This window comes from Methylobacterium sp. J-092, from assembly GCF_022829325.1.
Classification (GTDB): Bacteria; Pseudomonadota; Alphaproteobacteria; order Rhizobiales; family Beijerinckiaceae; genus Methylobacterium.
Genome location: NZ_JAKSXU010000186.1, coordinates 21,068 through 41,535 on the forward strand (window position 1 = coordinate 21,068; position 20,468 = coordinate 41,535).

Below are 20,468 nucleotides of genomic sequence, written 5' to 3' on the forward strand. Positions count from 1 at the left end.
GAACGTCGCCGACGGGGCGGAGATCGTCGGGGCTCTTCCTTCGAAGCCCTGCGGCCCGACGGGGATGCCGCCGCCGCGTCGGCCGACGCGATCCAGGCACAGGCCGCGATTCGCGACCGCGCCGACGGGTACGGCCTACCGGCCGCCCGATCGGGCGCTAGCTACTGCGGCGACCCGCCCGGCGCCGCGACCTTCGTCGGCTGCGCCGGGCGTCCCGCAGATCCGGCCGGCGAGGCGGGACGCCGCTCCGGCCCAACAGGATGCCGCCTATGGAATATTTGCACACGATGGTGCGCGTCGCCGACCTCGACACGGCGCTCGCGTTCTACGTCGACACCTTCGGATTGCAGGAGGTGCGCCGCATCGACAACGAGAAGGGCCGCTTCACGCTGGTCTTCCTCGCCGCCCCCGGCGACGCGGCCCGCGCCGAGAGCACCAAGTCGCCCCTGGTGGAGCTGACCTACAACTGGGACCCGGAGACCTATTCCAGCGGGCGCAACTTCGGGCACCTGGCCTATCAGGTCGACGACATCTACGCCTTCTGCGCCCGGCTGAAGGACAAGGGCGTCACCATCAACCGGCCGCCGCGCGACGGCCACATGGCCTTCGTGAAGTCGCCGGACGGCATTTCGATCGAGATCCTGCAGAAGGGCGGCGCGAAGGAGCCGCAGGAGCCGTGGGCCTCGATGGAGAACACCGGCAGCTGGTAGCCCGCTTGACCCGGGCGGCCGATCCGGCCCACATCCGCGCCGGATCAGTCGGCCGGGCGGCCGCTCCGGGCGTCAGCCCGGGGAGGAAAGTCCGGGCTCCATGGAGAGACGGTGCCGGATAACGTCCGGCGGGGGCGACCCCAGGGACAGTGCCACAGAGAGCAGACCGCCCCGGGCCGCGAGGTCGCGGGGTCAGGGTGAAAGGGTGCGGTAAGAGCGCACCGCGGACGCGGCAACGCGGACGGCACGGCAAACCCCACCGGGAGCAAGACCGAATAGGGGCGGCGCGCCTCGCCTCGCGAGAGGCAGAGGCAGGCCCGCTCTCCAGGCCAGTCGCCCGGGTTGGTTGCTCGAGGCGGTCGGCAACGATCGTCCCAGAGGAATGGCCGCCACGTCCGGGTGCCTCGCGGCATCCGGGCCCTACAGAACCCGGCTTACAGGCCGGCTGATCCGCTCGTTCCCGGCCCGGCGCGTCGTTGGGAACCCCGGCTAAGCCGTTGACGGATCGTGCCGATCCTCGGGCGGCTGCGGGATCATGGGGAATATATGCCCGCGCTGGGCGAAGCTGTGCGAAGCTTTCGCCGGCTGACGCTTTCACGTCGTCACTACAGTCGTCGATCGCAGCTCGAACCTCGGCCGACGCGACGAAAAATTGACCGTCGGTTAACCTTGTCGAGGTCAGATCGGACGTCCGCGATGCGGGTCTTCGCTTGCGTTGACGATCGTCAGAGGCCCATGGTACCCGCCAACATCTCGTCAACGGTGACTTCCGGATCGACGGACGCGCCCCGCGCCCAAGCGGGGACCGCCCGTGTGCGGGCCTTTGGCCGCCGCATCACCGGGACCGCCCAAACCGACCGCGCCGCGACGCAGCGGCCGGGTGCAGGCAGCCATGAGCCGAACCGTTCCCCCCGTCCACGGCGGGCTGCCTCGGCCGCGCGCGGCCCGGCGAACCTCCGCAGGCGGGGTGCCCCGATGACGCGCAAGCCCCTGGAGCCGGCCGGCGGACCGCACGTTTCGGTGCTGCTCGACGAGGTGCTGGCCGCCCTCGACCTGTGCGGGGCCGGGCTTGCGGTCGACGGCACCTTCGGCGCCGGCGGCTACACCCGCGCGATGCTTGCGGCCGATCCCGACCTGCGCGTGATCGGCATCGACCGAGACCCGTCGGCGATCGCCGGCGGCGCCGGCCTCGTCGCCGCCGCGAACGGGCGGCTCACCCTGGTTCCCGGACGGTTCGGCGCCCTCGACGCCCACCTCGCTGAGCTCGGCGAGGCGCAGGCCGATCGGATCGTGCTCGATATCGGCGTGTCGTCGATGCAGATCGACCAGCCCGAGCGCGGCTTCTCGTTCCGCAACGACGGCCCGCTCGACATGCGGATGGCCGCCACCGGCCTCAGCGCCGCCGACCTCGTCAACGAGGCCGAGGAGGCGGAGCTCGCCGACATCATCTACCATTACGGCGAGGAGCGGCGCTCGCGCGCGGTGGCCCGCACCATCATTGAGGCGCGCCGGCGCGGCCGGATCGAGACCACGGCGCAGCTCGCCGACCTCGTCGCCGGCGTCGTCCGCACCGAGCCCGGCAGCGGCATCCATCCGGCGACGCGCACGTTCCAGGGCCTGCGCATCGCGGTCAACGACGAGCTCGGCGAGCTGGTCCAGGCGCTGCACGCGGCCGAGCGGATGCTCGGGCCGGGCGGGCGGCTCGCGGTGGTGACCTTCCACTCGCTCGAGGACCGCATCGTCAAGCAGTTCTTCTCCGCCCGCAGCGGCCGCGCGGTCCAGGCCTCGCGCCACATGCCGAGCGCGCTGCCCGGCGGCGAGCCCGCCGCCGCCAAGAGCTTCAAGCCGGTGACCAAGGGACCGGTGCTGCCCTCCGATTCCGAGACCGCGCGCAACCCGCGCGCGCGCTCGGCCAAGCTGCGGGCCGCCGAGCGCACGGATGCACCCGTGCCGGCGCCGCTCGCCGCGATCCAGGCGCTCGCCGCGCTTCCCGAAGCCCCGCGCGGAGGCGCACGCCGGTGATCCGCCTGCTCAACCTGCTCGCCGTCGCCGGCCTCGTCGCCTCGGCGATCTACGCCTACTCGATCAAGTACGACACGCTCTACCAGGGCGGTCAGGTCTCGAAGCTGAAGAGCGGCCTGCATGCCGAGCGGCAGGCCATCGCCGTGCTGCGCGCCGAGTGGCAGCTCCTGACCCGGCCGGACCGGCTGCAGGCGGCGGTGGAGAAGCACCTCGCCCTGGAGCCGATCGGCACCAGCCATCTCGGGCGCCTCGCCGACCTGCCGGCCCGGCCCGAGCGCGGCGACGAGATCGGCCGCCTGCTCGCGGCCACCGCGACGCCGAAGGAGAAGGGGCCGGCCTCCGAGCCCCGCACCACCGGATCGATCACCCGCACCGTCGTCACGACCCGCACGCCGAACGCGGCCTCGAGGTAGTCCCCGTGTCCCAAGACGCTCACGACGCCGCACCCGAAGACGACGCCCGCGATCCGCAGGCCGCCGACCCGCACGCGCTGCCCGACGACGCGGCCGGGCACGATCACGCCGAGCCCGAGCTTGAATCCGCGCCGCGTTCCCACGCCGTCGAGGAGCCGGTGCTCGAGACCGAGCCGCGGGTCCATCCCGGGATGCGCCTGTTCCGGGCGATGTTCCGCCTCGCGATCGAGCGCTCCTACACCCGCGTCGCGCTGGTCGGCCTCGCGTTCCTGGCGGTGTTCGGCGCGATCAGCGTGCGGCTCCTGTCGATCGCGATCTTCGGCGCGCCGCCGAGCCAGGAGCACCGGGTGGCGGCCGCCGCCACCACCGCGATCCGGCCCGACATCATCGACCGCAACGGCGAGATCCTCGCCACCGACATCCGCACCGTCTCGGTCTTCGCCGAGCCCGGCAACATCTACGACAAGGACGAGGCGGTCGAGCTGCTCACCGCCGTCCTGCCCGAGCTGAACGCCACGGAGCTGCGCGCCAAGCTTACCCAGAAGCCGGGCAAGAAGGGCGTCGGCTTCGTCTGGGTGAAGCGCGAGCTGACGCCGAAGCAGCAGGCCGAGGTCCACCGGCTCGGCATCCCCGGCATCGGCTTCCTGCCCGACCACAAGCGCGTCTACCCGAACGGGGTCGCCGCCGCCCACATCATCGGCGCGACGAACCTCGACAACATCGGCATCGCCGGGATGGAGAAGTACATCGACAACCAGGGCAACAAGGCCCTGAACGAGTTCGGCTTCGTCGCCAAGCAGACCGACCTCAAGCCGATCCAGCTCTCGGTCGACCTGCGCGCGCAGTTCGCGGTGCGCGACGAGCTGGCCAAGGGCATCGAGCACTTCAAGGCCAAGGCCGGCGCCTCGATGATCCTCGACGTCCAGACCGGCGAGGTGATCGCGCTGGTCTCGATGCCGGACTTCGACCCGAACAACCCGGTCGACGCCCTGTCCGACGACAAGATCAACCGCATGAACGTCGGCGTCTACGAAATGGGCTCGACCTTCAAGGCGATGACCCTCGCGATGGCGCTCGAATCGGGCAAGTACAACGTCAACTCGACCTTCGACACCCGCGGCGGCGTGCTGAGCTGGGGCCGCCAGAAGATCCACGAGTATCACGGCACCAACCGCGTCATCACCATGCCCGAGGTGTTCACCCACTCGTCCAACATCGGCTCGGCCAAGATGGCGCTCGGCGTCGGCGTGCCCGGCCACAAGGCGTTCCTCAAGAAGATGGGCCTGCTCGACCGGATGCGGACCGAGCTGCCCGAGTCGGCCATGCCGATCATCCCGCCGCGCTGGACCGAGATCAACACCATCACCATCGCCTTCGGCCACGGCCTCGCGGTGGCGCCGATCCAGGCGACGGCGGCGGTGGCCGCGATCGCCAACGGCGGCTTCCTGATGACGCCGACCTTCCTCAAGACCGACGTCAAGGAGGCGATGGCGAAGGCGACGCAGGTGCTGAGCCCGCAGACCAGCGAGGCGATGCGCTTCATCATGCGGCTCAACGCGACCGAAGGCTCGGCCAAGAAGGCGGCGATCCCGTACTACTTCGTCGGCGGCAAGACCGGCACCGCCGAGAAGGTGATCGGCGGGCGCTACAACAAGAACCGCCTGTTCACGACCTTCATGGCGGCCGCCCCGATGGACAAGCCGAAATACCTGTTCGTGACCATCATGGACGAGCCGCAGGGCCTGCCGGAGAGCGGCGGCTACGCCACCGCCGCCTGGAACTCCGGCGTCGTCACCGGCAAGGTGATCGAGCGCGTCGCGCCGATCCTCGGCCTGCCGCCGCAATTCGAGCCGCCGGCCAAGCCCTTCCCGCTGATGGTCAAGCTCAACGCCTACCACGCCAGCATGGTCGGCGGCCCGTGAGCGCGCCGACCCTGGGCACCCTGTTCCCGGATGCGGGAACGGGCGAAGCCGGCCGCCCGGTGGCCGGGCTGACCGCCGACAGCCGCAACGTGGTGCCGGGCGGCGTCTTCGTCGCGGTGCCGGGGACCCGGGCCGACGGGCGGCTGTTCGCGGCCAAGGCCGCGGCGGCCGGCGCCGTCGCCGTGGTCGGGGAGGGCGACCGTCCCGCCGACCTGCCGCGGGATTGCGCCTGGATCGCCGTGGCGGATGCCCGCCGGGCGCTCGCGCTCGCCGCCGCGCGCCTGTCGGGCCGCCAGCCCGAGACCATCGTCACGGTGACCGGCACCGCCGGCAAGAGCTCGGTTGCCGACTTCGTCCGCCAGATCCTGTCGCGGATCGGGCGGGAATCGGCGAGCCTCGGCACCGTCGGCATCGTCACCAACCGCGGCGGCGCCTACGGCTCGCTGACCACGCCCGATCCGGTGACCCTGCACCAGACCCTGGCGCTGCTCGCCGACGACGGCATCACCGACCTCGCGATGGAGGCCTCCTCGCACGGCATCGAGCAGCGCCGCCTCGACGGCGTGCGGCTGGCCGCCGCCGGTTTCACCAATCTCGGGCGCGACCACCTCGACTACCATGCGACGGTCGAGGACTACCTCGCCGCCAAGCTCCGCCTGTTCGCGACCCTGCTGCCGGCGGGCGCGCCCGCCATCGTCAACGCCGACGGCGCCTATGCCGACCGGGTGATCGCCGCCGCGACCGAAGCCGGCCACGCCATCCGCACCACCGGCCGCGCCGGCTCCGACATCCGCCTCCTTGATGCCCGCACCGAGGGCTTCGCGCAGGTGCTCGACCTCGACGGCCGCCACGGCCGACGCCGGATCCGGCTGCCGCTGGTCGGCGGGTTCCAGGTCGAGAACGCGCTCGTCGCCGCCGGCCTCGCGCTCGCCACGCCCGCCGGCGCCGCCGACCCCGACGGCGTGTTCGCGAGCCTGGAGCACCTCACCGGCGTGCCCGGCCGCATGGAGCGCATCGGCGAGGTCAACGGCGCGCTCTGCCTCGTCGACTACGCCCACAAGCCGGAAGCCCTGGAGGGCGTCCTCGTCGCGTTGCGCCCCTTCGCCACCGGGCGCCTGGTCGTGGTCTTCGGCTGCGGCGGCGACCGCGACCGCGGCAAGCGCCCGATCATGGGCGCCATCGCGGCGCGGCTGGCCGATACGGTGATCGTCACCGACGACAATCCCCGCTCCGAGGACCCGGCCGCGATCCGCGCCGCCATCCTCGCCGAGGCGCCGGGCGCCGGCGAGATCGGCGACCGCGCCGAGGCGATCCGCACGGCCGTGCGCGGGCTCGGGCTCGGCGACGTGCTGGTGGTGGCCGGCAAGGGTCACGAAACCGGCCAGATCGTGGGCGACCGGGTGCTGCCGTTCTCGGACCACGCAGTGCTGCGGGCGGCGATCGATGGGGATCTGCGATGAGCGCCGTTCCCGTGAAACACGACGACTGCCGCACGTCTCCCTCCCCCCTCTGCGGGGGAGGGTGGCCCGCGAAGCGGGTCGGGAGAGGGGAGCGACATCTCCGGACAACGCGCTTCCCTCTCCCGACCCTCGCTGACGCGAGGCCCACCCTCCCCCGCGAAGGGGGGAGGGAAGATGCGTTGCACCGTCGCGCTCGACCGGAGGCCGCATGAGCCCGAACGCCAAACCGCTCTGGACGGCGGCCGAACTCGCGGCCGCCACCGGGGGAACGCTCCACGGCGAGCGCGGCGCCGTCACCGGCGCTTCGATCGACACCCGCACGCTGCAGCCGGGCGACCTGTTCTTCGCGATCCGGGGCGAGGCTCGCGACGGGCACGACTTCGTCCGCGCGGCGCTCAACAAGGGCGCGGGCGCGGCGGTGGTCGCCGCCGACCGCGCCGCGTCGTTCGACGGACCCGTCCTGGCCGTGCCGGGGGAGGGCCCCGATCCGGTCCTCGACGCGATGACGCGCCTCGGCCGCGCGGCCCGCGCCCGCACCGCGGCCCAGGTCGTGGCCGTGACCGGCTCGGTCGGCAAGACCGGCACCAAGGAGGCCCTGCGCCACGTGCTGTCGGCGCAAGGGGAGACCCACGCCTCCGTCGCCTCCTACAACAACCACTGGGGCGTGCCGCTGACGCTGGCGCGGATGCCGGCCGAGAGCCGCTTCGGCGTGTTCGAGATCGGCATGAACCACCCGCGGGAGATCGTGCCGCTCGTCGCGCAGGTCCGCCCGGAGGTGGCCCTCGTCACCACCGTCGAGCCGGTCCACATCGAGCACTTCGCCTCGTTGTCGGCGATCGCCGACGCCAAGGGCGAGATCTTCTCGGGCCTCGCGCCCGGCGGCGTCGCGGTGCTCAACCGCGACAACCCGAGCTTCGCCCGCCTCCACGCCCATGCCCTCGCCTCGTCGGCCGGGCGCATCGTCACCTTCGGCGAGCACGAGGAGGCCGACGTGCGGGCGCGCCGGATCGTGCTGCGCCCCGACCTCTCGGTGGTCGACGCGGTGGTGATGGGCCAGCCGGTGACCTACCAGCTCGGCACCCCCGGCCGGCACACCGCGATGAACTCGCTCGGCGTGATGGCGGTGATCCACAGCCTCGGCGCCGACCTCGCGCGCGCCGCCCTGTCGCTCGCGGCCCTGCGGCCGCCGGGCGGGCGCGGCGAGCGCACCGCGCTCCAGCTTCGCGACGGCGAGGCCTTCCTCGTCGACGAAAGCTACAACGCCAACCCGGCCTCCGTGCGCGCCGCGCTGTCGACGCTGGCGGCGATCGAGACCGGTCCGCGCGGGCGCCGCATCGCCGTGCTCGGCGACATGCTGGAGCTCGGGGCGGCCGCGGACGCGCACCACCGCGACCTCGCCGGCGCCGTCGCCGACCACGGCGTCGACCTCGTCTTCACCGCCGGCGCCCTGATGGGCCACCTGTTCGAGGCGCTGCCGGTCGCGCGCCGGGGCATCGCGGCCGCCGCCTCGGCCGACCTCGTCGAGCCGCTGGCCGCGATCCTGCGGCCGGGCGACGCCGTGATGGTCAAGGGCTCGAACAGTATTCGCATGGGTCGGATTGTCGAGGCGCTCAAAGCCCGCTACGCGAACCCCCCGGCGCGCCACGACGCGTCGGCCCTGTCCGCCGGGCCGTGACCGGCACCTGATCGTCCGCCGAGGCCCCGGGACCGTTCGCGTCCCGCCGGCGCCCTTTCTTCGTGTGAGCCAAGCCGCCGAGCCCCCGGATGCTGTATCTCCTGTCGGACCTGAGCGGCACGCTCTCGGCCCTCAACGTCTTCCGCTACATCACCTTCCGGACGGGAGGCGCGCTGTTCACGGCGGGCCTGTTCGTGTTCTGGTTCGGGCCGCTGATCATCTCGCTACTGCGCCTGCGCCAGGGCAAGGGCCAGCCGATCCGCGAGGACGGGCCGCAGACCCACCTGCTGACCAAGCGCGGCACCCCGACCATGGGCGGCCTGATGATCCTGGCCGGCGCCATCGTCGCGATCCTGCTCTGGGCCAACCCGCGCAACCACTACGTCTGGATCACCCTCACGGTGACGCTGGGCTTCGGCGCGATCGGCTTCTACGACGACTACCTCAAGGTGACGAAGCAGTCGCACAAGGGCTTCTCAGGCAAGCTCCGCCTCGGGCTCGAGGCCCTGATCGCGATCACGGCCTGCTACGCGATCTCGTACTTCTCGCCGTCCACGCTGCAGAACCAGCTCGCCTTCCCGGTGTTCAAGGACGCGCTGCTGAATCTCGGCTGGTTCTACGTGCTGTTCGGCGGCTTCGTCATCGTCGGCGCGGGCAACGCGGTGAACATGACCGACGGCCTCGACGGGCTCGCCATCGTCCCCGTGATGATCGCCTGCGGCACCTTCGGCGTCATCGCCTACCTCGTCGGCAACTCCTTCACCGCGAGCTACCTCCAGGTGAACTACGTCCGCGACACCGGCGAGCTCGCGGTGGTGGCCGGCGCGGTGATCGGGGCGGGGCTCGGCTTCCTATGGTTCAACGCGCCGCCGGCGCAGATCTTCATGGGCGACACCGGCTCGCTCGCGCTGGGCGGCCTCCTCGGCGTCGTCGCGGTGGCCACCAAGCACGAGATCGTCCTGGCGATCGTCGGCGGCCTGTTCGTCCTCGAGATCATGTCGGTGATCATCCAGGTCGCGTCGTTCAAGCTCACGGGCAAGCGCGTCTTCCGCATGGCGCCGATCCATCACCACTTCGAGCAGAAGGGCTGGAAGGAGCCGCAGGTCGTGATCCGGTTCTGGATCATCGCCGTCATCCTGGCGCTCGCCGGCCTGGCGACGCTCAAGCTGCGGTGAGCTGTGGTAGACTTTGCGCAACCGACGCTTGTCCCACCCCCGCCCTCATCCTGAGAGGCGCCCGCGAAGCGGGCGCCTCGAAGGAGTCCTCCAGCGACCGCCATGTGTTCTGGAGGTCGCCTTCGAGGCTCGCCGACGCGGGCACCCCAGGATGAGGGGGGAGGGGCGGGACAACCCCGATTGCCGACCTGTTCCGAGTTTCCGATGACCCCAGCCACAACCTACGCCCGCCGCGCTGTCGCCCTGTTCGGGCTCGGCGCCTCCGGCCTCGCCACCGCGCTCGCCCTGAAGGAAGGCGGCGCCCGCGTGATCGCCTGGGACGACAACGCCGAGGGCGTCGCCAGGGCCGCCGCGCAGGGGATCGAGACCGCGGACCTGCGCGCGGCCGACTGGTCGGGCTTCGCGGCGCTGATCCTCTCGCCCGGCGTGCCGCTGACCCATCCGGTGCCGCACTGGACGGTCGCGCTCGCCAAGGCGGCCGGCATCGAGATCGTCGGCGACATCGAGCTGTTCTGCCGGGAGCGGCGTGCGATCGCGCCGGGCGCGCCGTTCGTCGCGATCACCGGCACCAACGGCAAGTCGACCACCACGGCGCTGATCGCGCACATCCTGCGCGCGGCCGGGCGCGACGTGCAGATGGGCGGCAACATCGGCACCGCGATCCTGTCGCTGGCGCCCCCGGCGCCCGATCGCATCCACGTCGTCGAGCTGTCCTCGTTCCAGATCGACCTGACGCCCTCGCTCGATCCGAGCGTCGGCGTGCTCCTCAACATCACCCCCGATCACCTCGACCGCCACGGCACCTTCGCGCAATACGCCGCGATCAAGGAGCGGCTGATCCAGGGCTCGGACCGCGCGGTCGTCGGCGTCGACGACGGGCCGAGCCGCGCCATCGCGGACCGGTTCGCGGAACGGGGCGGCGACCGGCTGACCCGCATCCACGTGCCCCGCGACGCGGCGCTCACCGCCGACGCCGTCACCGTCCGCGACGGGGTGATCGCGGACCGTGATGGTGCGCCGATCGCCGACGTGTCCGCGATCCGGTCTCTGCGCGGCGCGCACAACTGGCAGAACGCGGCCGTGGCGGTCGCGGTCGCCCGCGCGCTCGAGCTCTCGCCCGACGACATCCAGGCCGGGCTCGCGAGCTTTCCCGGCCTGCCGCACCGGATGGAGGAGGTCCGGGTCCACGGCGGCGTGCTGTTCGTCAACGATTCCAAGGCGACCAACGCCGATTCCACCGAGAAGGCGCTCACCGCCTTCCGCGACATCCACTGGATCCTCGGCGGCAAGGCGAAGGACGGCGGCATCTTCCCGCTGGTCCCGTATTTCGAGCGCATCGCGCACGCCTACCTGATCGGCGCCGCCTCCGACGCCTTCGCCGCGACGCTGGAAGGCGCCGTGCCCTACACCCGCTGCGAGACCCTGGACGTCGCCGTCCGGGCGGCGGCAGAGGGCGCGGCGGCCTCGGGCGCGCCCGAGCCGGTGGTGCTGCTCTCGCCGGCCTGCGCCTCCTACGACCAGTTCCGCAGCTTCGAGCAGCGCGGCGACGTGTTTCGCGAGCTGGTGCGCGCGCTGCCCTGAACGGCCGGACGCCGGCGCCGGCGGGCGAGCCCCGCGCCGGACGTCGCCCTACCGGGCGAGCACGCGAGCCGCTTCGCGCGTCGTCGCCACCGCGACGGAGACCTCCGTCACCGAGCCCGAGATCGTGCTGATGTTGGCCGTGATCGCCGCGACGGCCTGGGCCGCGGCCTGCATGCTCTGCGACAGGTCGCGCGTGACGATGCTCTGCTCCTCGACCGCGCTCGCCGTCGCGACGACGTTCTCGCGCATGATGTCGACCGAGCCGCTGATCGAATCGAGGGCGCCGACCACCTCGCTCGACAGGCCCTGCAGGCCGTTGATCTCGGCGCCGATCTGCTCCGTCGCACGGGCGGCCTGGTTGGCGAGGTTCTTGACCTCGCTCGCGACGACCGCGAAGCCGCGTCCGGCTTCTCCGGCACGCGCCGCCTCGATGGTGGCGTTGAGCGCGAGCAGGTTGATCTGCGCGGCGATCGACTGGATCAGCCCGACGATGCCGCTCATCGACCCGGCAGCCTCCGAGAGGCGCTGGGTGAACCCGCCGGCGGCCTGGACCCGCTCGAAGGCGGCGTCGGTCGCGCCGCGCGAATATCCCATGCTCTGGGAGATCTCGGCGACGGAGGCGGCCAGTTCCTCCGCCGCCGCCGCCATCGTCGCCACGTTGCCCGACGTCGTCTCCGCGGCCGCGAATGCCGCGCCCGACCCGTCCGCCGAGCGGGTGATCGCCTGGTCGATCTCGGAGAAGTTGCGCTCGATCAGCCTGCGGAGGTTGGCCAGCAGCATGACCTGATCGGTGATGTCGGTCGCGAGCTTCACGACCTTGTAGGGGCGGTTCGAGGCGTCGAAGATCGGGTTGTAGGTCGCCTGGATCCAGACCTCGCGGCCGCCCTTCGCGATGCGCTTGTACTGCGCCGCCTGGTACTCGCCGCGCTTCAGCGCCGCCCAGAACGCCGCGTAGTCCGCGCTCTGCCCGTAGGCCGGCTCGACGAACATGCTGTGCGGGCGGCCGCGGACCTCGGAGAGGTCGTAGCCCACCACGGCGAGGAAGTTCGCGTTGGCCTCGAGGATGGTGCCGTCGAGATCGAAGGCGATCACCCCTTGCGCCTTGTCGATCGCCGCGATCTGGCCGGCCCGGTCGGCATCCTCGGCCTTCTGCCGCGTGATGTCGGTGGCGAACTTCACCACCTTGTAGGGCTTGCCGTCACGCCCGATCATCGGGTTGTAGGAGGCCTCGATCCAGATGTCGCGGCCGCCCTTCGCCATCCGCCGGAACTGGCCCGCGCTGAACGCGCCGCTGCGGAGACGATCCCAGAACGCCTTGTACTCCGCCGAGTCCCGGTACTGCGGATCGACCAGCATCGCATGCGGCTGCCCTACCAGCTCGGGCAGGCTGTAGCCCACAGCTGCGAGAAAATTCGCGTTGGCGTCGAGGATGCGGCCCGAGAGGTCGAACTCGATCACCCCCTGCACGCGGTCGAGGGCGGCAAGCTTGGCGGCGGCTTCGACAGTCTTGCGTGCAGCGAACATGGGCGGATCGTCCCGGCGCGGCATCTTCGCAATGCGATGCCGAAGTGAACACAATCCAAGATTGCGTTTTTGCTGTTAAGATTTCGTATTCGGTCGACCGTGGCGCGACCGATCGGCGAGGAGGCCCCGGGGGTTGACGGGACGGGCGGCGGCTCCGGCGCGGTTTCGCAAGGATGCGTTTACCATTCGCGGACAGGATCGCTCTCGACCGTCGCGTGCCCCTGCGCGACCGCTCGCAAGGCCGTCGCACGCCCATGATCTCCCGCGCGGAACGCACGCCCCTGACCGACTGGTGGTGGACGGTCGACCGCGGCCTGCTCGCGGCGCTCGCCGCCCTGATGGTCGCCGGCCTCGTCTTCCTCATGGGCGGCGGGCCGCCGGTGGCCGAGCGCATCGGCCTGCCGACCTTCTACTTTCTCAACCGCCAGGCGATGTACCTCGCGCCGACGATCCTGCTGATCTGCGCGGTCTCGTTCCTGAGCTTGCGCGGCATCCGCCGGCTGGCGCTCGGCACCTGGCTCGCGGGCGTCGCGCTGTGCCTTCTCGCCGGCAAGTTCGGGCCGGAGATCAAGGGCGCCCACCGCTGGATCCAGTTCGGCTCGTTCGGCCTGCAGCCCTCGGAGTTCGTCAAGCCCGCCTTCGTCGTGGTCGCCGCCTGGGCGTTCTCGGAGGGCGCGCAGCGCCGCGACATGCCGGGCGGCTTCCTTGCGATCCTGCTCCTGCCGATCACCATCGTCCCGCTGCTGCTGCAGCCCGATTTCGGGCAGACGATGCTGATCACGCTGGTGTGGTGCGCGCTGTTCTTCGTCGCCGGCCTGCACCTGATCTGGGTGGCGGTGCTCGGCGTGCTCGGCCTGACCGGGGTGTTCGCCGCCTACACCTTCTTCCACCACGTCCGCGAGCGCTTCAACCGCTTCCTCGACAAGGATTCGGGCGACAGCTTCCAGACCTTCTGGTCGCAGGAATCGTTCCGCTCCGGCGGCTGGTTCGGCACCGGCCCGGGGGAGGGGATCGCCAAGCGCCACCTGCCCGACGCCCATACCGACTTCATCTTCTCGGTGACCGGCGAGGAGTTCGGCGTGCTGGTCTGCCTCTGCCTCGTCGCTTTGTTCGCCTACATCGTGCTGCGCGGGCTCAAGCTCGCGCGCCGCACCGACGACACCTTCTCGAGGCTCGCCATCACCGGTCTGATCACGCTCTTCGGCCTCCAGGCCTGCATCAACATGGCGGTGAACACCCAGCTCATGCCGGCCAAGGGCATGACGCTGCCGTTCGTCTCCTACGGCGGCTCGTCGCTGATCTCGCTCGCGCTCGGCATGGGCTTCCTCGTGGCGCTCACCCGCAAGCGCCCGCGCACCACGATGCTGAGCCAGAAGCCGCCCGGCACCGCGCCGGCCACCGTCGCCGGAGTCATGCGGTGACGGTGTTCACGCCGACCATCCTGCTCTGCGCCGGCGGCACCGGCGGCCACCTGTTCCCGGCCGAGAGCCTCGCCCATGCGCTGCGGGCGCGGGGCATCCGCGTGGTGCTCGCCACCGACGCGCGGGTCGACTCGATCAGCGGCGGCTTCCCGGCCTCCGAGATCGTCACCATCACCTCGGCGACCCCGTCCGGCCGCTCGATGCTGCGCCGGGCCGGCGCGGTGCTGACGCTGGGCCGCGGCTTCGCGGAGGCGGCCAAGGCGGTCAAGCGCATCAACCCGGCGGCGATCGTCGGCTTCGGCGGCTACCCGACCGTGCCGCCGATGCTCGCCGGCCAGATCCTGCGCGTGCCGACGATCATCCACGAGCAGAATGCGGTGATGGGGCGGGCCAACGCCTTCCTGGCGCGCGGCGCCCGCACCATCGCCACCGGCTTCAAGGAGGTCCGCGGCGTCCCCGACAAGGCGCGTGCCCCGCGCATCCACACCGGCAACCCGTTGCGCCCGGCGGTGATCGAGGCCGCGAAGGTCGCCTACCCGCGGCTCGGGCCGGCGGACGCCCTGCACCTCCTCGTCTTCGGCGGAAGCCAGGGCGCGCGGGTGATGGGCGAGGTCGTGCCGAAAGCCCTGGCGCAGCTTCCGGCCGACCTGCGGGCCCGCCTCCACCTCGTGCAGCAGGTCCGCCCCGAGGACCTGACGGCGGTGCAGAACGACTACCTCGCCATGGGGCTCGCCGGCATCGAGGCGGCGCCGTTCTTCAAGGACCTGCCGGGGCGGATGGCGGCGAGCCACCTCGTGGTCGCCCGCTCGGGCGCCTCGACGGTCTCGGAGCTCGCCGCCATTGGCCGGCCGTCGATCCTGGTGCCGCTGCCCGGGGCGCTCGACCAGGACCAGGCCGCCAACGCCGCGACGCTGGCCAAGATCGGCGCGGCCCTGGCCGTCGCGCAGACCGCGTTCACGCCGGACCGGCTCACCGCGGAGCTGGTCGACGCCTTCGCGAATCCCGAGAAATTGACCGCGGCGGCGCAAGCCGCGAAAAGCGCCGGCATCCACGACGCCGCCGAGCGGCTCGCCGCGGTGGTCGTCGACACGGCCGCCCGCACCTGATTCTTCCGGGACGCATGCCTCCGCGCAGTCTCGTCATCGAACGGTTCCTCCCATGAAGCTGCCCGACAAGCTCGGTCCCATCCACTTCATCGGCATCGGCGGCATCGGCATGTCCGGCATCGCCGAGGTGATGCACAACCTCGGCTACACGGTGCAGGGCTCCGACGCCTCGGACAACGCCAACGTGCGGCGGCTGGCCGACAAGGGCATGAGGACCTTCGTCGGCCATGCCGCCGCCAACGTCGAGAATGCCGGACTCGTGGTCGTCTCGACCGCGATCCAGCGCGACAACCCCGAGTTGATGGCCGCGCGCGAGGCTCGGCTGCCGGTGGTGCGCCGGGCCGAGATGCTGGCCGAGCTGATGCGCTTCAAGTCCTGCGTCGCCATCGCCGGCACCCACGGCAAGACCACGACGACCTCCCTCGTCGCGACGCTGCTCGACGCCGGCAACATGGACCCGACGGTGATCAACGGCGGCATCATCAACGCCTACGGCACCAACGCCCGCATGGGCGAGGGTGAGTGGATGGTGGTGGAGGCCGACGAATCCGACGGCACCTTCCTGAAGCTGCCGGCCGACGTCGCCATCGTCACCAACATCGACCCGGAGCATCTCGACCATTTCGGCTCGTTCGACGCGGTCAAGGACGCCTTCCGGCGCTTCATCGACAACATCCCGTTCTACGGCTTCGCGGTGATGTGCATCGACCATCCCGTCGTCCAGGACCTCGTCGGCCACATCGAGGACCGCCGCATCATCACCTACGGCGAGAACCCGCAGGCCGACGTGCGCCTCATCGACGTGGACCTGCGCGGCGGTCAGAGCCGCTTCCGCGTGATGATCCGCGACCGGCGTCCGGGCTTCCGCATGGAGATGGAGGACCTCGTCCTGCCGATGCCGGGCAAGCACAACGCGCTCAATGCCACCGCGGCGCTGGCCGTCGCGCACGAGCTCGGCGTGCCGGCGGACGCGATCCGCAAGGCGCTGGCCGGGTTCGGCGGCGTCAAGCGCCGCTTCACCCGCACCGGCGAATGGAACGGCGCCCAGATCTTCGACGATTACGGGCACCATCCGGTGGAGATCAAGGCGGTGCTCAAGGCCGCCCGCGCCTCCACCGACGCGAAGGTGATCGCGATCGTGCAGCCGCACCGCTACTCGCGCCTCGCCTCGCTGTTCGACGATTTCTGCACCTGCTTCAACGATGCCGACACGGTCATCGTCGCCCCCGTCTACGCTGCGGGCGAGGCGCCGATCGAGGGCATCGACCGCGACGGCCTCGTCGCCGGCCTGCGCTCCCGCGGCCACCGCGACGCGCAGGCGCTCGAGCGCCCGGAAGACCTCGCCGGGATCGTGGCCGCGCACGCGACCGAGGGCGACTACGTCGTCTGCCTCGGCGCCGGCAACATCACGCAATGGGCCTACGCGCTGCCGGCGGAGCTGGCGGCGTTCAAGGGGTGAGCTCGAATGAGCCCGGCCGACAGCGAGCGCACGGCATTTCGGCGGCGCCTTCGGCAGGGGCAGACCGAGGCCGAACGGACGCTGTGGTATCGCTTGCGCGATCGGCGGCTGGCCGGGTTCAAGTTCGTTCGGCAGGAGAGCATCGGCCGCTACGTAGCCGATTTCTGCTGCCGTGAGGCGAAGCTGATCATCGAGATCGATGGCAGCCAGCACGCCGACAATGCCTACGACCGCGCTCGCGATGCATGGCTGGCCGATCTGGGCTACCGCGTCCTGCGGTTTTGGAACGCGGAGATCATGAGCAGCCCGTCAGTCGTTCTCGATACGATCTTCAGCGCGCTCCCCCCCGCTCCCCGCACGCGGGGAGAGGGCCGCGACGACCTCGTCGTCGGCGTGGCTAGCCCGAAGGGCGATGGTGAGGGGACGTCGCCGGACGCACCCGTCCTGACCCCGCCCCCTCACCCTCGGCTGCCGCCTCGCTTCGTCGACGACGGGGTCGACGAAGCCCTCTCCCCGCGTGCGGGGAGAGGGGGAGCGAACCGATGACCGCCTTCCCCGACATCACGCCGGCGATCCGCGCCGCCGCCCCGGCCCTGCGGGGGCGGCTGCTGGTGAACGCGGCGTTGTCCGACCTGACCTGGTTCCGCGTCGGCGGCCCGGCGCAGGTGCTGTTCACGCCGGCCGACGAGGAGGATCTCGCCCACCTCCTGGCCGGTCTCGATCCCGAGATCCCGGTGACGGTGATCGGGCTCGGCTCGAACCTGATCGTGCGCGACGGCGGCATTCCCGGCGTGACGATCCGGCTCGGCGGCAAGGCGTTCGGAGCGGTGGAGGTCGACGGCGACCGCCTGCAGGCCGGAACCGCCGTGCCCGACATGCGCCTGGCGAAGGCGGCGGCCGAAGCGTCGCTCGACGGGCTCGCCTTCTTCCGCGGCATCCCGGGCTCGGTCGGCGGCGCCCTGCGCATGAACGCCGGCGCCCATGGCGGCGAGACCACCGACGTGCTCCTCGAGGCGCGCGGGGTCGACCGGCGCGGCGCGCTCCGCCGCTTCGGCCATGCCGAGATGGGCTTCACCTACCGCCATGCGGCGGCGCCCGACGACGTGATCTTCACGAGCGCCCTGTTCCGCGGCCGCCCCGGCGAGCGCGCGGCGATCGAGGCGGAGATGGCGCGGGTGACCGCGGCGCGGGAAGCCGCGCAGCCGATCCGCGAGCGCACCGGCGGCTCGACCTTCAAGAACCCGCCGAGCGGCAAGGCGTGGCAGCTCGTCGACGCCGCCGGCTGCCGCGGCCTGACGCGGGGCGGCGCTCAGGTCTCCGAGATGCACTGCAACTTCCTGATCAATCGCGACGGCGCCACGGCCGCCGACATCGAGGGGCTTGGCGAGGAGGTGCGCCGGCGGGTGCGCGAGACCAGCGGGGTCGAGCTGCACTGGGAGATCAAGCGGATCGGAATCGACACGATCGGTGTAAGACGGTAAGATGTAAGTCTGGTCAGGAGGTGGTTCGATGCCCGCACGCGTCGCCTATTCGAAGGTGTCGGTGAAGAGCCAGACCGTTCTCCCCGCTGAGGTTCGCGAGCGGCTTGCGATCTCCCCTGGGGACCGCCTCCGCTACCTGATCACCCCGGACGGGATTCGGATCGAGAAGGCGCCCACGGAGGGCGAGGATCCGTTCGTGGCCTTCACCGAATGGGGCGGTACGGCCGACGAGGAAGACTATGCCGATCTCTGAGGCGGACGCATTGGCGCCTGGCGCGGTCGTGGTCGTTCCGTTTCCCTATTCCGATCGTCTGCACGAGAAGCGTCGACCGGCGCTGGTCATATCGGGACCGGATGTCGAAGCTGCCGGCTTCGTCTGGATCGCGATGATCACCAGCGGCCGCAATCCGTCGAAGCCGCGCGATCTTCCGATCGACGACCTCGATCGGGCGGGCTTGACGCATGCGTCCGTCGTTCGGCCCATCAAGATCGCCTGCATTGATCCGGCCCGCGTTCTCAAGCGGATCGGTGCGTTGCCCCCTGCTGCGGCCGAGCAGGTCTTCGCCACGATCCGCAGCATGGTCGGGCCAACCTGCGTTCCCTGATTTCCGCCCCGGAGCCCTCCATGTCCAAGCACGTCGCCGTCCTGATGGGCGGCACCTCCTCCGAGCGCGAGGTCTCGCTGAATTCGGGCACCGCCTGCGCCGACGCGCTGGAGGGAGAGGGCTATCGCGTCACCCGCGTCGACGTCGGGGCCGACATCGCATCGGTGCTGACCGAGCTTCGGCCCGATGCGGCCTTCAACGCGCTGCACGGGCCGGCGGGCGAGGACGGCACGATCCAGGGCCTGCTCGAGATCCTGCGCATTCCCTACACGCATTCGGGCGTGCTCGCTTCCGCGCTCGCCATGCACAAGGAGCGGGCCAAGGTGGTGATGCGGGCGGCCGGCGTCAGCGTCCCGGAAGGGCTGGTCGTTAACCGGCATGATGCCGCGAAGTCACACCCGATCGCCCCGCCCTACGTCGTCAAGCCGGTCTCCGAAGGCTCCTCGATGGGCGTGATCATCGTCCGCGACGGGCGCTCGCATCCGCCGCAGATCCTGGCCTCGGACGAATGGGCGTTCGGGGAGGAAGTCCTTGTGGAGACTTACGTTGCGGGCCGCGAGCTCACCTGCGCGGTGATGGGCGACCGGGCCCTCGGCGTGATCGAGATCAAGGCCGCCTCGGGGGGGTGGTACGACTACGACGCGAAGTACGCGCCGGGAGGCTCGATCCACGTCCTGCCGGCCGAACTTAAACCAAATGTTTACCAGCGTGTCCAAGAGTTGTCGTTAACGGCGCATCAAGCACTGGGCTGCCGGGGCGTCAGCCGTGCCGACCTTCGCTACGACGACACACCGGGTGGAACCGGTGCCCTCGTCGTCCTGGAGGTCAACACGCAACCCGGCATGACCCAGACCAGCCTTGTGCCGGACATGGCCGCCCATGCTGGGTATCGTTTCGGTGAGTTCGTGCGATGGATGGTGGAGGACGCGTCTCTGGGCCGCTGAGCCCCGCTGGGTTTCCCGGCGCGACCGGTCCAGCCGCGCGCCTCGTCGGCGGCGTCCTCGCCCGGCTTCCGCGCTTCCTGCGCCGGTCCGACTCGATGCGCCGCGGCCGGCCCGGGCCGTCGATGGCCGAGCGCGTGCCGCGCGGCATCGGCGCCCTCGGCCTCAGCACGGCCTTCGGGGCGCTGGCGCTCGCCGGCTTCGTCGCCAGCGGCCGCTACGACGCCTTCGTCATCGAGAACGGCCGCCCCCTCGACATCCTCGCCCGCGTCGCCGGCTTCGGCGTCGAGCGCGTCACCATCTCGGGCATCTCGCGGATGTACGAGCGCGAGGTGCTCGCCGCCGCCGGCATCGACTGGCGCTCGTCCGTGCCCTTCCTCGACGTCGCCGAGGTGCGTGCCCGCCTGCTCCGGGTGCCGCTGATCGCCTCCGTCTCGGTGCGCAAGATCTATCCCCGCGAGATCGTCATCAACCAGGTCGAGCGCGAGCCCGCCGCCCTGTGGCAGATGAACGGCGAGATCAGCGTCATCGCCGCCGACGGCACGATCATCGATACGATGCGCGACGACCGCTACGCGAGCCTGCCGCTGGTCGTCGGCGACGACGCCAACACCAAGCTCGGCGAGTACCTCGCCCTGGTCGCCGCGGCCGGCCCGCTCGCCGACCGCATCCGCGCCGGCACCTACGTCTCCGGCCGGCGCTGGACCCTGAAGCTCGACGGCGTCGACATCCGCCTGCCGGAAATCGAGCCCGGAGCCGCGCTGGCCCGGTTGGTCGAGCTCGAGCGCGCCAACCGCCTCCTGGAGAAGGACATCATCGCGGTCGATCTGCGGATGCCCGACCGGGTCGTGGTTCGCCTCACCGAGGAGGCCGCGGCCGCCCGGGCCGAGGCGCAGAGGAAGACGAAGAAGGGGACCGCGACGTGAGCGCAGTCCGGTCCACCCGCCGCCCCGCCCGTTCCCCGTCCTTCGTC

At 71.3% G+C, this 20,468-nt stretch carries 18 protein-coding genes and 1 other RNA gene; 18 read left to right on the plus strand and 1 reads right to left on the minus strand.

Going from position 1 to position 20,468, the window contains the following annotated elements; all coding sequences use genetic code 11:
• Positions 1-269 precede the first annotated feature (269 nt).
• The 9 genes from MKK60_RS22155 to murD all read left to right on the plus strand — a co-directional run bounded on the left by MKK60_RS22155 (position 270) and on the right by murD (position 10,958).
• Complete coding sequence (locus tag MKK60_RS22155; RefSeq protein WP_243988596.1) at positions 270-710, plus strand: VOC family protein; 441 nt, start codon at positions 270-272, stop codon at positions 708-710.
• A gap of 44 nt (positions 711-754) precedes the next feature.
• Positions 755-1,163: RNase P RNA component class A (gene rnpB, locus MKK60_RS22160), an RNA gene on the plus strand.
• A 522-nt stretch (positions 1,164-1,685) separates the two neighbouring features.
• Positions 1,686-2,732 (plus strand): 16S rRNA (cytosine(1402)-N(4))-methyltransferase RsmH, encoded by a 1,047-nt coding sequence (gene rsmH / locus MKK60_RS22165; protein WP_243988597.1) that lies wholly within the window; start codon positions 1,686-1,688, stop codon positions 2,730-2,732.
• Complete coding sequence (locus tag MKK60_RS22170) at positions 2,729-3,145, plus strand: hypothetical protein (RefSeq protein ID WP_147727345.1); 417 nt, start codon at positions 2,729-2,731, stop codon at positions 3,143-3,145. Before rsmH ends, MKK60_RS22170 begins: the two co-directional genes overlap by 4 nt.
• A 5-nt stretch (positions 3,146-3,150) precedes the next feature.
• Complete coding sequence (locus MKK60_RS22175; RefSeq protein ID WP_409567291.1) at positions 3,151-5,067, plus strand: peptidoglycan D,D-transpeptidase FtsI family protein; 1,917 nt, start codon at positions 3,151-3,153, stop codon at positions 5,065-5,067.
• A complete protein-coding gene (locus MKK60_RS22180) occupies positions 5,064-6,527 on the plus strand; it encodes a UDP-N-acetylmuramoyl-L-alanyl-D-glutamate--2,6-diaminopimelate ligase (protein WP_243988598.1) in 1,464 nt (487 codons plus the stop codon). Before MKK60_RS22175 ends, MKK60_RS22180 begins: the two co-directional genes overlap by 4 nt.
• 208 nt (positions 6,528-6,735) lie before the next feature.
• On the plus strand, positions 6,736-8,202 hold the full coding sequence (locus MKK60_RS22185; RefSeq protein WP_243988599.1) for a UDP-N-acetylmuramoylalanyl-D-glutamyl-2,6-diaminopimelate--D-alanyl-D-alanine ligase: 1,467 nt from the start codon (positions 6,736-6,738) through the stop codon (positions 8,200-8,202).
• Positions 8,203-8,291: 89 nt separating this feature from the next.
• Positions 8,292-9,377: a phospho-N-acetylmuramoyl-pentapeptide-transferase gene (gene mraY, locus MKK60_RS22190; protein WP_147729392.1), complete on the plus strand. Its 1,086-nt coding sequence runs from the start codon at positions 8,292-8,294 to the stop codon at positions 9,375-9,377.
• A 204-nt stretch (positions 9,378-9,581) separates the two neighbouring features.
• Positions 9,582-10,958, plus strand: a complete 1,377-nt coding sequence (murD, locus tag MKK60_RS22195; RefSeq protein ID WP_243988600.1) for a UDP-N-acetylmuramoyl-L-alanine--D-glutamate ligase — start codon at positions 9,582-9,584, stop codon at positions 10,956-10,958.
• A 48-nt stretch (positions 10,959-11,006) separates the two neighbouring features.
• On the opposite strand, the gene MKK60_RS22200 is transcribed toward murD, so the two are convergent.
• The gene (locus MKK60_RS22200; protein WP_243988601.1) at positions 11,007-12,482 is read right to left on the minus strand and encodes a PAS domain S-box protein; all 1,476 of its coding nucleotides are present in this window, start codon (positions 12,480-12,482) and stop codon (positions 11,007-11,009) included.
• A gap of 254 nt (positions 12,483-12,736) precedes the next feature.
• On the opposite strand from MKK60_RS22200, the gene MKK60_RS22205 reads away from it, so the two are divergent.
• Genes MKK60_RS22205 through MKK60_RS22245 form a run of 9 tightly spaced genes read left to right on the plus strand, consistent with a single transcriptional unit; the run spans position 12,737 to position 20,421 of the window.
• Positions 12,737-13,903, plus strand: a complete 1,167-nt coding sequence (locus MKK60_RS22205; protein WP_147727664.1) for an FtsW/RodA/SpoVE family cell cycle protein — start codon at positions 12,737-12,739, stop codon at positions 13,901-13,903.
• On the plus strand, positions 13,900-15,009 hold the full coding sequence (gene murG / locus MKK60_RS22210; RefSeq protein WP_243988602.1) for an undecaprenyldiphospho-muramoylpentapeptide beta-N-acetylglucosaminyltransferase: 1,110 nt from the start codon (positions 13,900-13,902) through the stop codon (positions 15,007-15,009). Before MKK60_RS22205 ends, murG begins: the two co-directional genes overlap by 4 nt.
• A 52-nt stretch (positions 15,010-15,061) precedes the next feature.
• Entirely contained in the window at positions 15,062-16,468 is a 1,407-nt protein-coding gene (gene murC, locus MKK60_RS22215; RefSeq protein ID WP_147727666.1) for a UDP-N-acetylmuramate--L-alanine ligase, read from the plus strand.
• A gap of 6 nt (positions 16,469-16,474) precedes the next feature.
• Positions 16,475-17,014 carry an endonuclease domain-containing protein gene (locus MKK60_RS22220; RefSeq protein ID WP_243988603.1) on the plus strand — a complete coding sequence of 180 codons (540 nt, stop codon included), beginning with the start codon at positions 16,475-16,477 and terminating at the stop codon, positions 17,012-17,014.
• On the plus strand, positions 17,011-17,949 hold the full coding sequence (gene murB / locus MKK60_RS22225) for a UDP-N-acetylmuramate dehydrogenase (RefSeq protein ID WP_243988604.1): 939 nt from the start codon (positions 17,011-17,013) through the stop codon (positions 17,947-17,949). The genes MKK60_RS22220 and murB overlap by 4 nt, the downstream gene beginning before the upstream one ends.
• Before the next feature lie 28 nt (positions 17,950-17,977).
• A complete protein-coding gene (locus MKK60_RS22230; RefSeq protein WP_243988605.1) occupies positions 17,978-18,202 on the plus strand; it encodes an AbrB/MazE/SpoVT family DNA-binding domain-containing protein in 225 nt (74 codons plus the stop codon).
• Complete coding sequence (locus MKK60_RS22235; RefSeq protein WP_243988606.1) at positions 18,189-18,554, plus strand: type II toxin-antitoxin system PemK/MazF family toxin; 366 nt, start codon at positions 18,189-18,191, stop codon at positions 18,552-18,554. The genes MKK60_RS22230 and MKK60_RS22235 overlap by 14 nt, the downstream gene beginning before the upstream one ends.
• A 20-nt stretch (positions 18,555-18,574) precedes the next feature.
• A complete protein-coding gene (locus MKK60_RS22240; protein WP_147843728.1) occupies positions 18,575-19,498 on the plus strand; it encodes a D-alanine--D-alanine ligase in 924 nt (307 codons plus the stop codon).
• Entirely contained in the window at positions 19,465-20,421 is a 957-nt protein-coding gene (locus MKK60_RS22245; RefSeq protein WP_243988607.1) for a cell division protein FtsQ/DivIB, read from the plus strand. Before MKK60_RS22240 ends, MKK60_RS22245 begins: the two co-directional genes overlap by 34 nt.
• Positions 20,422-20,468 lie beyond the last annotated feature (47 nt).

Bases quoted from the DNA above. Each gene is read 5' to 3' on its own strand.
- MKK60_RS22155 (WP_243988596.1), top strand. From the start codon at position 270: ATGGAATATTTGCACACGATGGTGCGCGTCGCCGACCTCGACACGGCG.
- rsmH (WP_243988597.1), top strand. From the start codon at position 1,686: ATGACGCGCAAGCCCCTGGAGCCGGCCGGCGGACCGCACGTTTCGGTG.
- MKK60_RS22185 (WP_243988599.1), top strand. From the start codon at position 6,736: ATGAGCCCGAACGCCAAACCGCTCTGGACGGCGGCCGAACTCGCGGCC.
- mraY (WP_147729392.1), top strand. From the start codon at position 8,292: ATGCTGTATCTCCTGTCGGACCTGAGCGGCACGCTCTCGGCCCTCAAC.
- murD (WP_243988600.1), top strand. From the start codon at position 9,582: ATGACCCCAGCCACAACCTACGCCCGCCGCGCTGTCGCCCTGTTCGGG.
- MKK60_RS22200 (WP_243988601.1), bottom strand. From the start codon at position 12,482: ATGTTCGCTGCACGCAAGACTGTCGAAGCCGCCGCCAAGCTTGCCGCC.
- MKK60_RS22205 (WP_147727664.1), top strand. From the start codon at position 12,737: ATGATCTCCCGCGCGGAACGCACGCCCCTGACCGACTGGTGGTGGACG.
- murC (WP_147727666.1), top strand. From the start codon at position 15,062: ATGAAGCTGCCCGACAAGCTCGGTCCCATCCACTTCATCGGCATCGGC.
- MKK60_RS22220 (WP_243988603.1), top strand. From the start codon at position 16,475: ATGAGCCCGGCCGACAGCGAGCGCACGGCATTTCGGCGGCGCCTTCGG.
- murB (WP_243988604.1), top strand. From the start codon at position 17,011: ATGACCGCCTTCCCCGACATCACGCCGGCGATCCGCGCCGCCGCCCCG.
- MKK60_RS22230 (WP_243988605.1), top strand. From the start codon at position 17,978: ATGCCCGCACGCGTCGCCTATTCGAAGGTGTCGGTGAAGAGCCAGACC.
- MKK60_RS22235 (WP_243988606.1), top strand. From the start codon at position 18,189: ATGCCGATCTCTGAGGCGGACGCATTGGCGCCTGGCGCGGTCGTGGTC.
- MKK60_RS22240 (WP_147843728.1), top strand. From the start codon at position 18,575: ATGTCCAAGCACGTCGCCGTCCTGATGGGCGGCACCTCCTCCGAGCGC.
- MKK60_RS22245 (WP_243988607.1), top strand. From the start codon at position 19,465: ATGGATGGTGGAGGACGCGTCTCTGGGCCGCTGAGCCCCGCTGGGTTT.